The sequence below is a fragment of the Pelagibius sp. genome, assembly GCF_028281305.1.
Lineage (GTDB): Bacteria > Pseudomonadota > Alphaproteobacteria > Kiloniellales > Kiloniellaceae > Pelagibius.
The window spans coordinates 1-13,587 of the sequence record NZ_JANQKD010000104.1 but is presented as its reverse complement, the minus strand read 5'-3'; the positions used below and the strand labels follow the sequence as shown (position 1 = coordinate 13,587).

The 13,587-nt window shown below is 67.1% G+C and carries 12 protein-coding genes and 1 pseudogene; 7 read left to right on the top strand and 6 right to left on the bottom strand.

The features are described 5' to 3' along the window. Together scpA and Q0982_RS19895 are read left to right on the top strand one after the other, a co-directional pair. A partial coding sequence (gene scpA / locus Q0982_RS19900) for a methylmalonyl-CoA mutase (protein ID WP_299398880.1) occupies positions 1-1,741 on the top strand: 1,741 nt, incomplete at its 5' end. Positions 1,742-2,133: 392 nt separating this feature from the next. Next, positions 2,134-3,981 (top strand): ABC transporter ATP-binding protein/permease, encoded by a 1,848-nt coding sequence (locus Q0982_RS19895; RefSeq protein WP_299398878.1) that lies wholly within the window; start codon positions 2,134-2,136, stop codon positions 3,979-3,981. Positions 3,982-4,185: 204 nt separating this feature from the next. On the opposite strand, the gene Q0982_RS19890 is transcribed toward Q0982_RS19895, so the two are convergent. From Q0982_RS19890 to Q0982_RS19880, 3 genes are all read right to left on the bottom strand, one after another. Next, positions 4,186-4,611: a hypothetical protein gene (locus Q0982_RS19890; protein ID WP_299398877.1), complete on the bottom strand. Its 426-nt coding sequence runs from the start codon at positions 4,609-4,611 to the stop codon at positions 4,186-4,188. A gap of 276 nt (positions 4,612-4,887) precedes the next feature. Continuing rightward, the gene (locus Q0982_RS19885; RefSeq protein ID WP_299398875.1) at positions 4,888-5,268 is read right to left on the bottom strand and encodes a hypothetical protein; all 381 of its coding nucleotides are present in this window, start codon (positions 5,266-5,268) and stop codon (positions 4,888-4,890) included. 26 nt (positions 5,269-5,294) lie between these two features. After that, positions 5,295-5,537, bottom strand: a complete 243-nt coding sequence (locus tag Q0982_RS19880; protein ID WP_299398873.1) for a hypothetical protein — start codon at positions 5,535-5,537, stop codon at positions 5,295-5,297. A gap of 319 nt (positions 5,538-5,856) precedes the next feature. On the opposite strand from Q0982_RS19880, the gene Q0982_RS19875 reads away from it, so the two are divergent. The 4 genes from Q0982_RS19875 (at position 5,857) to Q0982_RS19860 (ending at position 8,674) form a co-directional block, all read left to right on the top strand. Further along, on the top strand, positions 5,857-6,279 hold the full coding sequence (locus Q0982_RS19875; RefSeq protein WP_299398871.1) for a VOC family protein: 423 nt from the start codon (positions 5,857-5,859) through the stop codon (positions 6,277-6,279). Between the two features lie 226 nt (positions 6,280-6,505). Beyond that, entirely contained in the window at positions 6,506-7,498 is a 993-nt protein-coding gene (gene meaB / locus Q0982_RS19870) for a methylmalonyl Co-A mutase-associated GTPase MeaB (RefSeq protein WP_299398868.1), read from the top strand. Positions 7,499-7,766: 268 nt separating this feature from the next. After that, on the top strand, positions 7,767-8,060 hold the full coding sequence (gene rpmB / locus Q0982_RS19865) for a 50S ribosomal protein L28 (RefSeq protein WP_299398866.1): 294 nt from the start codon (positions 7,767-7,769) through the stop codon (positions 8,058-8,060). A gap of 98 nt (positions 8,061-8,158) precedes the next feature. Then, positions 8,159-8,674 carry a hypothetical protein gene (locus tag Q0982_RS19860; RefSeq protein WP_299398863.1) on the top strand — a complete coding sequence of 172 codons (516 nt, stop codon included), beginning with the start codon at positions 8,159-8,161 and terminating at the stop codon, positions 8,672-8,674. 27 nt (positions 8,675-8,701) lie between these two features. Here the strand turns inward: Q0982_RS19860 and Q0982_RS19855 are convergent, their stop codons facing one another. Beyond that, positions 8,702-9,757, bottom strand: coding sequence for an esterase-like activity of phytase family protein (locus Q0982_RS19855; protein WP_299398861.1), 1,056 nt, complete (start codon positions 9,755-9,757; stop codon positions 8,702-8,704). A 247-nt stretch (positions 9,758-10,004) separates the two neighbouring features. Here Q0982_RS19855 and Q0982_RS19850 point away from each other — a divergent pair, with 247 nt between their 5' ends. Further along, positions 10,005-10,772 (top strand): dienelactone hydrolase family protein, encoded by a 768-nt coding sequence (locus tag Q0982_RS19850; protein WP_299398858.1) that lies wholly within the window; start codon positions 10,005-10,007, stop codon positions 10,770-10,772. A 371-nt stretch (positions 10,773-11,143) separates the two neighbouring features. Here Q0982_RS19850 and cobT read toward each other — a convergent pair whose 3' ends face one another. Then, positions 11,144-13,018 carry a cobaltochelatase subunit CobT gene (cobT, locus tag Q0982_RS19845; protein ID WP_299398856.1) on the bottom strand — a complete coding sequence of 625 codons (1,875 nt, stop codon included), beginning with the start codon at positions 13,016-13,018 and terminating at the stop codon, positions 11,144-11,146. A 131-nt stretch (positions 13,019-13,149) separates the two neighbouring features. Beyond that, a pseudogene (locus Q0982_RS19840) lies at positions 13,150-13,587 on the bottom strand (cobaltochelatase subunit CobS); the annotation flags it as partial.

Sequence of the window (13,587 nt, the reverse complement as noted above, 5' to 3'; positions counted from 1 at the left end):
GGACATGAAGATCCTCTTCGACGGCATCCCGCTGGACGAGATGTCGGTCTCCATGACCATGAACGGGGCGGTGCTGCCGGTGCTGGCCGGCTACATCGTTGCCGCCGAGGAACAGGGTGTCGGGCCGGAGAAGCTTTCCGGCACCATCCAGAACGACATCCTGAAGGAGTTCATGGTCCGCAACACCTATATCTATCCGCCGGAACCCTCCATGCGGATCATCGCCGACATCATCGGCTACACCTCCCAGAACATGCCGCGCTTCAACTCCATCTCCATCTCCGGCTATCACATGCAGGAGGCGGGGGCGACCTGCGTGCAGGAGCTGGCCTTCACGCTGGCCGACGGCGTCGAGTACGTGCGCGCGGCGTTGTCCAAGGGCCTGGATGTCGACGCCTTCGCGCCGCGGCTGTCGTTCTTTTTCGCCATCGGCATGAACTTCTTCATGGAGATCGCCAAGCTGCGCGCCGCGCGCTTCCTCTGGGCCGACCTCATGCAGACGCATTTCCAGCCCAAGGACCCGCGCTCCCTGATGCTGCGCACGCATTGTCAAACGTCTGGTGTTTCGCTCACCGAACAGTCGCCCTACAACAACGTGGTGCGCACGGCGGTGGAGGCGCTGGCGGCGGCGCTGGGCGGCACCCAGTCGCTGCACACCAACGCGCTGGACGAGGCGGTGGCGCTGCCGACGCCCTTCTCGGCGCGCATCGCCCGCAACACCCAGCTGATCCTGCAGGAGGAGACCGGCATCACCAAGGTGGCCGATCCGCTTGCCGGCAGCTACTACGTGGAGAGCCTCACGGCCTCCCTGGTTGCCGAGGCGCGCAAGCTGATCGCCGAGGTGGAGGACCTGGGCGGCATGACCAAGGCCGTCGAGTCCGGCATGCCGAAGCTGCGCATCGAGGAGGCGGCGGCGCGACGCCAGGCGCGCATCGACCGCGGCGAGGAGGTCATCGTCGGCGTCAACAAGTACGTCTCCGAAGAGGAAGAACCGGTCGAGATCCTCGACATCGACAACACGGCTGTACGAGAGCAGCAGGTGCAGCGCCTGGAGACGATCCGCGGCCGCCGCGACACCGCGGCCTGCAGCGCGGCGCTGGATGCGCTGACCGCGGCGGCGAAGGACGGCAGCGGCAACCTGCTGGATCTTGCTGTCCAGGCGACCCGCGCCCGCGCCACGGTGGGCGAGATCTCCGACGCCCTGGAGAAGGTCTATACGCGCCACCGCGCGGTCATCCGCTCGGTCACCGGTGTCTACGGCTCGGCCTACGAGGGCGACGAGGGCTTCCAACGGATACAGGCCGAGGTGAAGGCCTTCGAGGCGGAGGAGGGGCGGCGCCCGCGCATGCTGGTGGTGAAACTGGGCCAGGACGGCCACGACCGCGGTGCCAAGGTGATCGCCACCGCCTTTGCCGACATCGGCTTCGACGTCGACGTCGGTCCGCTCTTTCAGACGCCGGAGGAGGGCGCCCGCCAGGCCATCGAGAACGACGTCCATATCGTCGGCATCTCCAGCCAGGCGGCCGGCCACAAGACCCTGGTGCCGCAGCTCATCGATGCCCTGAAGACCCAGGGCGCCGACGACATCATCGTGGTCTGCGGCGGCGTCATCCCGCCCCAGGACTACGACTTCCTGATGAAGTCCGGCGTCTCTGCCATCTACGGCCCGGGCAGCAACATCCCCCACGCCGCCAGCGAAATCCTCGGCATCGTGAAACAGCGCCGCACGGCGGCTGCTTAGCCGGAACACCAAAGCCACTCACCCCGACCCTCTCCCGCAAGGGGAGAGGGAGTAGGTAACAGGTGCGCTTCTAAGACCCTCTCCCCTCCGTGGGAGAGGGAGTGCCCCGCGAAGCGGGAGGGTGAGGGGGCGTTGGTTCTGCACCCGGGAGCGAGCATGACCTCCGCGATCACATTCCCCCTCACCCAGCTCCGGCTAGGCTCGCCTCTCGGCTTACCAAGCCTGCGCAACCCTCTCCCACCAGGGGAGAGGGGTAAAAAGCAGCGGCGAGGCGCCCTTTGATCCCCCTCCCCCTTGATGGGGGAGGGATGGGGTGGGGGTGGAGCCGCAGGGACCACAGAAAGTTTGGGCAATCGGTCCCGCGCTCTATATCCTGGAGCGCAGGAGAGACAATGCGTGCCACAACCATAGAGCCGGGGCAGAAGGCAACCCTCGGCCAACTGAAGGTGCTGACCAACCTTCTGCCCTACCTCTGGCCGGAGGGGCGGGCGGATCTGAAGACCCGCGTCATCGCGGCGCTGGTGCTGCTGGTCTGCGCCAAGATCGCCACGGTGACCGTGCCGCTGGTTCTGCGCGAGGCCGTCGATGCCCTGACGGCCGACGACGGCAGCAACCTGATCCTGGTGCTGCCGCTCGGCCTCCTGCTCGCCTACGGCTCCGTGCGGGTGGCGGCGCTGGCCTTCGGCGAACTGCGCGATGCCCTCTTCGCGCGCGTGGCGCAGAACGCGGTCCGGCGGGTGGCGCTGGCCACCTTCCGCCATATCCATGCCCTCTCCCTGCGCTTTCACCTGGAGCGCCAGACCGGCGGCCTCAGCCGCGCCATCGACCGCGGCACCAAGGGCATCGAATTCCTGCTGTTCTTCACCGCCTTCTCGGTGATCCCGACGCTGATCGAGATCGCGCTGGCCTGCGGCATCCTCTGGGCGCTCTTCGACTGGCGCTTCGCCGTCATCCCGCTGGTCACCATCGCTGGCTTCGTGGTCTTCACCTTCAAGGTGACCGAGTGGCGCATCGAAATCCGCAAGCGTATGAACGATGCGGACAACGACGCCAACACCAAGTCCATCGACAGCCTGCTGAATTACGAGACGGTGAAGTACTTCGGCAACGAAGGGCACGAGGCATCGCGCTACGACGTGGCGCTGGCGGGCTACGAGAAGGCCTCCATCAAGAGCCGCACCTCGCTTTCGCTGCTGAACGTCGGCCAGTCGATCATCATCGCCATCGGCATCACCCTGCTGATGATCCTGGCGGCCCAGGGTGTCGTCGCCGGGACCATGACCGTCGGCGACTTCGTCATGGTGAACGCCTACCTGCTGCAGCTCGCCATGCCGCTCAACTTTCTGGGCACGGTCTACCGCGAGATCAAGCAGTCGCTGATCGACCTGGAGACCATGTTCAAGCTGCTGAAGTCCGACGCCGAGGTGACCGACAAGCCGGGCGCGCCGGCGCTCGCGCTTCAGGGCGGCGAAGTGGTCTTCGATCATGTGAGCTTTGGCTACGATCCGCGCCGGCCGATCCTGAAGGACGTCAGCTTCACCGTGAAGGCCGGCGACACCGTGGCCATCGTCGGGCCCTCGGGCGCCGGCAAGTCCACCATCTCGCGCATTCTCTTCCGCTTCTACGACGTGCTGGAAGGCGCGGTGAAGATCGACGGTCAGGACCTGCGCGAGGTGACGCAGGACAGCCTGCGCGCGGCCATCGGCATCGTCCCCCAGGACACCGTGCTGTTCAACGACACCGTCGGCTACAACGTCGCCTACGGACGGCCGGAGGCGAGCGAGGCGGAGATGGTTGAGGCGGCGAAGCTGGCGCAGATCCGTGACTTCGTCGAAGGCCTGCCGGACGGTTACGCCACCACGGTCGGCGAGCGCGGCCTGAAGCTCTCCGGCGGCGAGAAGCAGCGCGTCGCCATCGCGCGCACCATCCTCAAGGGCCCGCAGATCCTACTCTTCGACGAGGCCACCTCGGCGCTGGACACCAAGACCGAGCGGGAGATCCAGGCGAGCCTGAAGGAGGTCTCCCGCGACCGGACCACATTGGTGATCGCCCACCGCCTCTCCACCGTGGTGGAGGCCGACGAGATCCTGGTGCTCGAACAGGGCCGCATCGTCGAGCGCGGCAAGCACGAGGTGCTTCTGACGCAACACGGCGTCTACGCCCAGATGTGGGCCCGCCAGCAGGCCGCGCGCTCCGAGGACGAGGACGGCGACAAGCAGGCCGAGACGGCGGCGGAGTAACCAAAGCCCCCTCACCCCGACCTGCCTTCGCCGAAGCGAAGCCGCTTCGGCTCCGCGCAGGCAGGCCCTCTCGCCGCTGGGGAGAGGGCGCACAGGGGAGTTCGGTACCATCCCCTCTCCCCTGGTGGGAGAGGGAGGGGCCCGCGTCAGCGGGAGGGTGAGGGGGGCTTCGCCTGGGGCTGTGTTGCGGGTATCCTTCGGCTGTCAAAAGTACTTGGTGTGGAACCTAACCTCACGAACAAGGTCCTTGTCGTCGAGGTATATCCACACACTCAACCTCGGTTTGAAGCCGTGGTACATCCCGAGATCCTCCAGCACTGCGTGAAACGAGTTTCCGAGCCCTCCGTAGTGGCCATCGAAAAAGTGGTGCGCGATGTCCAGGTCTGTCAGGTAGGTCTCGACGTCTTTCTTGGGTGTCCCGACCGGCAGGTCATGATGTACTTGTTCCTGGAAAGCGTCGCGGTTCTCCAGGGTCACTTCGCTCGGCGGAATGCGCTCGTCCGCGACTGCCGGGGCGTCGGCTGCTTGATGTTCTTGTGCGACTGCGCTTTGGATTGCCAAAAGGCCCAAGCTGGTAGCGGCTCCAACTGCTAGCAGCCAGCCTCTTCTCGTCGCACGATGTTTGCCCAAGGGTTCATCCTCTGGATTGCCGCTCTCTCTGGAGTTGGTTTTTACATAAGGATACCCAACCGCAGATACCAGCAGGCCATGATCGGCAAGACGGCTGTGGATCGAGCAGAGCCCCCCTCACCCAGCTCCGGCTAGGCTCGCCTTTCAGGCTCACCAAGCCTGCACAACCCTCTCCCGCCAGGGGAGAGGGCTTTGATGGGGCGCTCCAAGACCCTCGCCCCCTTTGGGAGAGGGAGGGGCTCACGCAGTGGGAGGGTGAGGGGGGAGTTCGCTTCCTTATCCCGGCAGCACGAAGACCTGTCGGGCGAGGTCGCTTTTCAGGACGGAGGTGTCGTAGCGGCCGGTCAGGATGTCCTTGTCAAAGAGGTCCGGGTTGGCGTCGGCGAAGGCGGCCCAGGAGAGGGCACCGCCGCTCTCCCTGCGGCGCTGATTGATCAGCGCCATGAAGGCGACGGTGATGGTCTCGTGGTAGAGCCCGGCCTTGCCGATGCTGGCGGCGTAGGCGGTGATCAGCCGGCGCATTCTGGCCAGTGCTTCCCCGAAGCACTCGGCATCGCACAGCACCAGATAGGCGGCGCGCACGTGGCCGCGGTGGTCGAAGGTCTCGATCGGCAGGCTGCAGTCCGCCAGGCGGCTCAGAAAGTCTTCATCGGTCATGGGATGGGGTCCTTCACGGGAGTCCTTCACTGGGGGTCTTCCTTCAGCCTGTGGCTGTCAGCGGCGGTGAGATCCAGGCCGTAGACCCGCTTCAGGTCCTCGACGGCCTTGAGGGTGTCGGCATCGAAAGGCACCTTGCCCTCGAAGGCATGGAGGACCATCCCTTCCAGGAGGTCGCCCAGGCTCATGTCCTTCAGCTCCGCCAGGCCCTTCAGGACCTTCAGCAGGCGCTTCTCCAGCCGCACGCCGGTCTGGACGCGTTCGATCATGGTCGCAGTCTCGAAGTGTTATTTATGTACCAGTGTACCTTAGCTCAAGCGCTTTGTCCAGGGCGGGCGGCGGCCCCCCTTTGTGCGATGTCAGGGCTGTCCTTGGTTGCCATGCTCTGGCCCGTTCCGAGCATCCACCCTTCGAGACGCCGCTGGCGCGGCTCCTCAGGGTGAGGCCGCTTTCTTCCTCATGCTGAGGAGCGCCCGAAAAGGGGGCGTCTCGAAGCATGCCGGGCTGATCGTATGGATGGCCCCAAGGAAGCCAATAAGGGTCAAGCCCTGACGTGACGGATGAGCTGCGCCGCGCTAGCCTTCGCCCATGACTCCCGCCTTCACCCATCTGGCGCTGCATGTGCGCGATCTGGAGGCCTGCATTGCCTTCTACCGCGATTACTGCGGCATGAAGACGGTGCACGAGCGCGACGATAGTGGGGTGCGCCTGGTCTGGCTGGCGGAGCCGGGGCGCGAGAGCGACTTCATTATCGTGCTGCTGCCCGGCGGGCCCGGGCGCGACCAGGCGGAGGGGGACTTCAGCCACTTCGGCTTCGCCCTCGAAAGCAAAGCGGCGGTGGACGCCATCGCCCAGAGGGCCGAGGCCGCCGGCTGCCTTGCCTGGGCGCCGCGTCAGGAGCCCTATCCCGTCGGCTACTACTGCGGCCTGAAGGACCCGGACGGCAACTTCGTCGAGTTCAGCTACGGCCAGCCGCTCGGGCCCGGCGCCGCGGAGCGCGGGGCGCCTTAGGCCAAGTCCATGCAACGCCTCCGCTTGTCACCCTCGGACTTGTTCCGAGGGTCCATGGCGCCGCTTTCCGGGTCTGCCCGAGAAATGATGCTCGGGACAAGCCCGAGCATGACGATAAGAAGTGTCTACTCCCTTCGTGGCGTGATCGATCAACGACTGTGCCGAAGCGCCGCGTCTGCGGGCAAGAAGCTTGCCTTCCCGCCCCCGGACGGCCCATAAGCGGGGCATGACGGATGCCTCTTTCGTGAAAGCCGCCGATCTGGCCGGGCAGGTGCGCGCCGGCGACCGCCGGGCGCTGGCCCGTGCCATCACCCTGATCGAGTCCACAAAGATCGATCACCTGGGGGAGGCGGAGGCGCTGCTGGAGGCCCTGCTGCCCCATAGCGGCAACTCGGTGCGGGTCGGCATCTCCGGCGTGCCGGGCGTCGGCAAGTCGACCTTCATCGAGCGCCTCGGCCTCGATCTCGTAGGATCCGGCCACAAGGTGGCAGTGCTGGCGGTCGATCCCTCCTCGCGGGTCAGCGGCGGCTCGATCCTGGGCGACAAGACCCGCATGGAGGAGCTCTCCCGCCGTCCGGCGGCCTTCATCCGCCCCTCACCCACCGGCGGCACCCTGGGTGGCGTCGCCCGGCGCACCCGCGAGGCGATGCTGATCTGCGAGGCCGCGGGCTTCGACGTGGTGATCGTCGAGACCGTGGGGGTCGGCCAGTCGGAAACCGCGGTGGCGGAGATGGTGGACATCTTCCTGCTGCTGCTGCTGCCCGGCGGCGGCGACGAGCTGCAGGGCATCAAGAAGGGCATCGTCGAGCTGGCCGACGTGGTGGTGGTGAACAAGGCCGACGGCGACCTGGCCGCGGCGGCGGAGCGGGCGGCGGCGGAATACCACGCGGCCCTTGGCCTCCTGCGCGCGCCCAATCCCAACTGGCGCCCGCCGGTGCTGCGCTGCTCGGCCCTCACGGGGACCGGGATTGCCGAAGTCTGGGAGACCGTGCAGAAGCACCGGGCAGTCATGGAGGCCAACGGCGCCCGCGCCGCCAAGCGCTCGGCCCAGGCCGGCGCCTGGATGTGGAGCGAAGTACGCGAGGGCCTGCTGCGGGAGTTCCGCGAGCATCCGGAGGTCTCCGCCGCGCTGGCCGGCCTGGAGGCCGAGGTCCGCGCCGGCCAGACCCCGCCGACCGCCGCCGCCCGGCGCCTGATCCGCCTGTTTCTGGGGAAATAGGCGGAAAATCCTAGGATACTTGGCCCCGCACCCCGGCCCTCTCCCCGCGGGGGAGAGGGAGTGTGATGGAGCACAGCAAAACCCCTCGCCCCTCTGGGGAGAGGGAGGGGCCCGCGAAGCGGGAGGGTGAGGGGGAACCGGGTCTCCGGCGGGTGGGAGAATCCCCGGCTTTCGGCTTGACTGCCCGGCGGTGCTGCCTTAGAACCTGCGGCGCACCGGGCGGCCTGCCGCCCGGTAACCTTTTTCTGACAGCCTTGGGATGACCATCATGGCACGACGTTGCGACTTCACCGGCAAGGGCGTTCAGGCCGGCAACAACGTGAGCCACGCCAACAACAAGACGCGCCGGCGCTTCCTGCCGAACCTGCAGGAGACCAGCCTGTTGAGCGACGCTCTGGGCACAACCGTGCAGCTGCGCCTCTCCACCCGCGCCATCCGCACCATCGAGAAGCGCGGCGGTATCGACGCCTACCTGCTTTCGACCAGCTCGGAAAAGCTCGGCAAGCGCGCCCGAGATCTGAAGCGCCAGATCAAGAAGGCCCTGGAGAAAAAGGCGGCCTAAAGGCAGGCGGCGTAGCGGCCGATCGGCTCACAGCTTCCAGAAAAGGCCCGCTCCAGCGGGCCTTTTGTGTTTTGTGAGAGCGGCAGGAGGTCGATGGTTTGTATAGCGTTGACGAAAAAGACTCGGTTGTCGCGATGTCGGGCCTACCGTTGAGCTGTACTGGCGCGCCGCTTCCGGTGGTTCTCGCAACCGAGCACAAGACCTTCTTGGCGTACGTTGTTGATAGCTCGGATACGGACTGGGACGGCTCCAGCGCCCACGCCCGCAGCCTGGATAGTGGCGATCAGCCGTTGGCGGTGTTTTCCTTCAATTCCTGCTGGGCCCACTTCTTTGGTCCCCCAAATGATGAAACCTTTCATGGGCATCCGTTATCAGATCGCGGCTTGCGCCCTTACGGTGTCTTCAGGATCGAAAACTCCTCCTGGCTCCGCGCGCTTGAGCAGATGAACTCCGTTCATCCGCGACACTCGCCGAAGATGTTTTCGTCCTTGAGCCACTTCATATTTGCGTTTCATGACAGCACTTTTGAGTGCATCGCTGAGAGCTTCAACGTGACAACTAATTGGTCATCCATCAGGGCGGCCATGTCTGAGCTTGCCGACCAAATCTCATAGGCGTTGACTTGTTTATGGGCTGCAACTTCAGCCGCCTGCCACCAAATCGAACTGCACGATGAGGGTGCGTTGCAGGGCGTTGAAGTTGTCGTCGGAGAGGAGGGTGAGGCGGGTGGCGCCCCCGGCTGTCTGGTGGACGGCGATGCCCTCGAAGTTGTCGACTGTGAGCGGCAGGCGCAGCTCGGCGATCTCCGCGCCGGTCAGTACCGCGCCGGGCGTAATCGCCGCCGCCGGTATCTGGCGCAGGCGGATACCGACGCCGCCCAGCAGGGTGAAGCGCCGCTCCAGCAGCAGGACGTCGCCATCGGGCAGCAGGGCGGCGCCGGTGGGCCGGAACAGCCCCGCCGGCTTCAGCGCCAGGTCGGCCCAGCCCTTGCCGTCTTCCCAGAGATAGACGGCGTAGTTGTCCGCGCCGTTGGCGGCGGTCGCCGCCTGGCTCTCGGTGAAGGCCAGCAGCCGCCCGTCGGCCAGGGCCACCAGGGCCTCGACGCCGGAATTCAGCGCCGCAGCGGAAAGCCGCGGTGGCGCCGCGAGGGCCTGGGGACGGGCGGCGAGATCGTTGCTGGCCGGAAACAGCCTGATGCGGTGGTCGCGCTCGTAGCCAACCACCAGGCCGCCGCCGTCCAGCAGGCGCGTCAGGGCTTCGGCATCCTGGCGCCGTTTGCCCTGCAAGGGGGCGCCGTCGATGCCCCGCAGATGCCCGAAGCGATTCGCGGTGATGCTGGCGAGCCGCCCGGCGCCGTCGTAGCCGAGCGTCGCGCTGAGCCAGCGCCCGCTGTCGCTGACGGCGAGGACCTCCCGGCCCGCGGGGTCGATCGCCAGGTCCGACAACCCGCCGAAGTCCCGGTCGTCGGCGGTCACCACAAGGCCGCCGCGCCAGATCAGCGCGCCGACCCTCTGCTGGGCCTTGTCTTCCGGGTTCAGCGTCAGGGCGCGGACGCTGAGGCCCAGGCTGCCGACCGCACCCTCCGCCGGGCGCATCAACGGCGGCGCCAGGACGGCGACGAAGAGCGCGCTCAAGACGGGTGCGATCAGGGCGAGGGCGATCAGCAGGGGCGCGGGGCCGGAACGCAGATGTCTCACGTGCTGTCGTTTCCTCGTCTGCTGCGCGGCGCCGGGTGGCAACCATCCGAGCCCTCTGACCTCCGGATCATCCGGCTCCCGGGTCATCAAAAAGCCGCGAGGGCCGCTCCCCCGGCGCTGGCTCTCGATCTATAGTCCGTGCGCTCTATATCGCTTTTCGGGTAACCGCGGCCAGATCAAGCTCTACTGCCGTAACGGGCTAAGTCCGGATCTGGGCGATTTCATGATCGATCGAGGGAGAACAGACATGCCATCCGTTGCGCGCCGTAACGTGCTGACCTCTCTGGCGGGCATTCCGCTGGCAACCATCCTGGCCAACCCCCAGCTGGCGCGGGCCGCGGCCATGGGCCTGGAGGAGGTCTCCATTACCACCGCGGGCGGCCGCGAGGTCACCGCCTCCCTGGCGCTGCCGGAGACCACGCCGGCGCCGACCATCGTGGTGATCCACGAGTGGTGGGGCCTGAACGACCAGATCAAGACGGTGGCGGCGGAGTACGCCAAGGAAGGCTTCGTCGCGCTGGCGGTCGATCTCTACGGCGGCCAGCTGGCCGACGACCCGGACGGCGCCCGCGCCCTCATGCAGGCCACCGACCCAGACGAGGCGACCGACAGCCTGACCTCCTGGATCGCCTGGCTGAAGCAGCACCCCAACAGCACCGGCAAGGTCGGCACCGTCGGCTTCTGCTTCGGCGGCGGCTGGTCGCTCAACGCCTCCATCGCCGCGCCGGTGGACGCCACCGTGGTCTACTACGGCCGGGTCAACCGCCCGGCGGAGGACCTGAAGGGCCTGGCCGGCCCCGTACTCGGCCACTTCGGCACCGAGGATGCCTTCATCAACGAGGCCATGGTGGGCGGCTTCGAGGCGGAGATGGCCAAGGCCGGCAAGACCTTCGAGAACCACTGGTACGTCGCCAACCACGCCTTCGCCAACCCCTCCTCGGCGCGCTACGACGAAGAGGACGCGGCGCTGGCCTGGAGCCGCACCCTGACCTTCTTCAAGAAGCATCTGGGGTAATCGTCCTCACCCCGACCCTTTCCCGCAGGGAGGAGAGGGAGAATCAAACCAGCCCTCTCCCCAGCGGGGAGAGGGAGGGCCCCGCGTAGCGGGAGGGTGAGGGGGCGGTTCCGCCTGTTCCCTGCCCGAAGCGGAAGTTCGCTGCCCGCCGCCGCGGTCCCCCCTCACCCAGCTCCGGCTAGGTTCGCTGCGCTCACCAAGCCTGCGCAACCCTCTCCCACCAGGGGAGAGGGTGTGTTTTGCGGGAAGAGTGCTACACGCCTACGCGCATGCGGTTTCCCTCTCCCCTGGTGGGAGAGGGAGGGGCCCGCGTAGCGGGAGGGTGAGGGGGATATGTCATCCCGCGTAGCGGGAGGGTTAGGCGAGCGTCCCTAGCGGCCAGCAGCGCGGCGGCGGCGCGGGGCCGGGTGGGCCAGGGCGGGGCCCTCTTCGTCGAAGAGTTCGGCCAGCTTTTCCATCACCGTGCCGCCGAGTTGCTCGGCGTCGACGATGGTGACGGCGCGGCGGTAGTAGCGGGTCACGTCGTGCCCGATGCCGATGGCGAGCAGTTCCACCGGCGAGCGGTTCTCGATGTAGCCGATCACGTCGCGCAGGTGGCGCTCCAGGTAGTTGCCCGGGTTCACCGAGAGGGTCGAATCGTCCACCGGCGCGCCGTCGGAAATCACCATCAGAATGCGCCGCTGCTCCGGCCGGCCGATCAGACGGTTGTGGGCCCAGAGCAGGGCCTCGCCGTCGATGTTCTCCTTGAGGATGCCTTCGCGCAACATCAGCCCCAGGTTCTTGCGCGCACGCCGCCAGGGGGCATCGGCGGGCTTGTAGACGATGTGGCGCAGGTCGTTGAGGCGGCCCGGCGTCGGCGGCTTGCCGGCGGCGATCCAGCGCTCGCGGGACTGGCCGCCCTTCCACATGCGCGTCGTGGAGCCGAGGATCTCCACCTTGACGCCGCAGCGTTCCAGGGTGCGGGCCAGGATGTCGGCGCTCATCGCTGCCACAGTGATGGGCCGCCCCCGCATGGAGCCGGAGTTGTCGATCAGCAGGCTCACCACGGTGTCGCGGAAATCCGTGTCCCGCTCCTGCTTGTAGCTGAGCGAGTGCATGGGGTTCACCACCACGCGGGCGAGGCGCGCGGTGTCGAGAATGCCTTCTTCCAGGTTGAAGTCCCAGGCACGGGTCTGCTTGGCCAGCAGGCGGCGCTGCAGGCGGTTGGCGAGACGTGCGATCACGCCCTGCAGGTGGGCAAGCTGCTGGTCGAGAAGCTGGCGCAGACGGGTCAGCTCGTCGGGGTCGCAAAGCTCGTCGGCCTCGATGATCTCGTCGAAGTCCTGGGTGAAGGCGCGGTAGGCCTCGCTGTCCGGGGCGTTCTGGCCGAAGAGTTCGGGGAGCTGGCCGGGCCGGCCGGGGTCGTCCTCGCCCTCGCCCTCCATCATCTCGGCATCGGACTCGGCGGTCTGCGGATCGCTGGTTTCCGCCTCGTTGCCGTCGCTGTCCTCGCCGTCCAGGGTGGTCGGCGTTTCCGCCGACTCGTCGCCGTCGGTCTGGGTGCCGCTGTCGTCCTGCTCGCTGTCGTCCTGCTGCTGCTGGTCCTCGTCGTCGTCCTGCTCCAGCTCGTCTTCCAGGCCGATGTCGATGTCCAGGTGGCTCAGCATGTCGCGTACCTTCTCGGCGAAGGTCGCCTGGTCGTCGGCTCGGGACGCCAGTTCGGCAATGTCCTGAATGACCTCCGGCCCCAGCACCGGGCGCCAGAGGTCGACCAGCGCCCGCGCGGCCGGCGGCGGCGGCGTGCCGGTCATGGCTTCGCGGGCCAGCAGGCGCAGCGCCTCGCAGAGCGGCGCGTCCTCGCGGCTGGCGGCGCGGTTGAGGCCGCGGTTGCGGTACTGCTCAGTGAGGGCGGCGTCGAGGTTCTGGGCAACGCCGCACATGCGCCGCATGCCCAGCGCCTCGCAGCGTGCCTGTTCGACGGCGTCGAAGATCTCCCGCGCTTCCTGGGCGCGGGGCCGGCTGGAGGCGTGCAGGCTGCCGTCGTGATGGCGCAGGCGCAGGGCGGCGGCATCGGCCTCCCCGCGCACCAGGGCGGCATCCTCCGCCGGCAGGTTGCGCGCCGGCAGGGTCACCTTCACTTCCTTGCCTACCAGCCCCTGGCCGCGCGGCGCGAAGTTGACGTTGACGTCGTCGCGCTCGGCAATGGCGCGCACAGTCGACGCGGTGGTGCGCCGGAAGAGGTCGAGCGGATTTTCCGGCTGACTCATGGGCTATTCCGAACTTCGTTCGCTTCTACGGCACCGGCCCGCTCCCCCTCCCGGCCACCCATAGGATACTGGTGTTGGGTGGCCGGGACGGAGAGCGGGCTGGAACCGCTTCGACGCCAGTCGAACATCATCTACGACAGGGTTGCCTTTACTCCGGACTCCGGCAGGTCGCTGCCGAAACAGCGCTGGTAGTACTCGGCAACGACGGGCCGCTCGATCTCGTCACACTTGTTCAGGAAGGTGACCCGGAAGGCAAAGCCGACATCGTCGAAGATCTTGGCGTTCTCCGCCCAGGTGATCACCGTCCGCGGGCTCATCACCGTGGAGATGTCGCCGTTCACGAAGCCGCTGCGCGTGAGGTCAGCGAGGGAAACCATGGCGGCGATGCTCTCGCGCCCCTCGGCGGAGTCGTAGTCCGGGCACTTCGACAGCACGATGTCGGTTTCCTCGTCGTGCGGCAGATAGTTCAAGGTGGCGACGATGTTCCAGCGGTCCATCTGGCCCTGGTTGATCTGCTGGGTGCCGTGGTAGAGGCCGGTGGTGTCGCCCAGGCCGATGGTGTTGGTGGT

Bases quoted from the DNA above. Each gene is read 5' to 3' on its own strand.
- Q0982_RS19895 (WP_299398878.1), top strand. From the start codon at position 2,134: ATGCGTGCCACAACCATAGAGCCGGGGCAGAAGGCAACCCTCGGCCAA.
- Q0982_RS19885 (WP_299398875.1), bottom strand. From the start codon at position 5,268: ATGACCGATGAAGACTTTCTGAGCCGCCTGGCGGACTGCAGCCTGCCG.
- Q0982_RS19880 (WP_299398873.1), bottom strand. From the start codon at position 5,537: ATGATCGAACGCGTCCAGACCGGCGTGCGGCTGGAGAAGCGCCTGCTG.
- Q0982_RS19875 (WP_299398871.1), top strand. From the start codon at position 5,857: ATGACTCCCGCCTTCACCCATCTGGCGCTGCATGTGCGCGATCTGGAG.
- meaB (WP_299398868.1), top strand. From the start codon at position 6,506: ATGACGGATGCCTCTTTCGTGAAAGCCGCCGATCTGGCCGGGCAGGTG.
- rpmB (WP_299398866.1), top strand. From the start codon at position 7,767: ATGGCACGACGTTGCGACTTCACCGGCAAGGGCGTTCAGGCCGGCAAC.
- Q0982_RS19850 (WP_299398858.1), top strand. From the start codon at position 10,005: ATGCCATCCGTTGCGCGCCGTAACGTGCTGACCTCTCTGGCGGGCATT.
- cobT (WP_299398856.1), bottom strand. From the start codon at position 13,018: ATGAGTCAGCCGGAAAATCCGCTCGACCTCTTCCGGCGCACCACCGCG.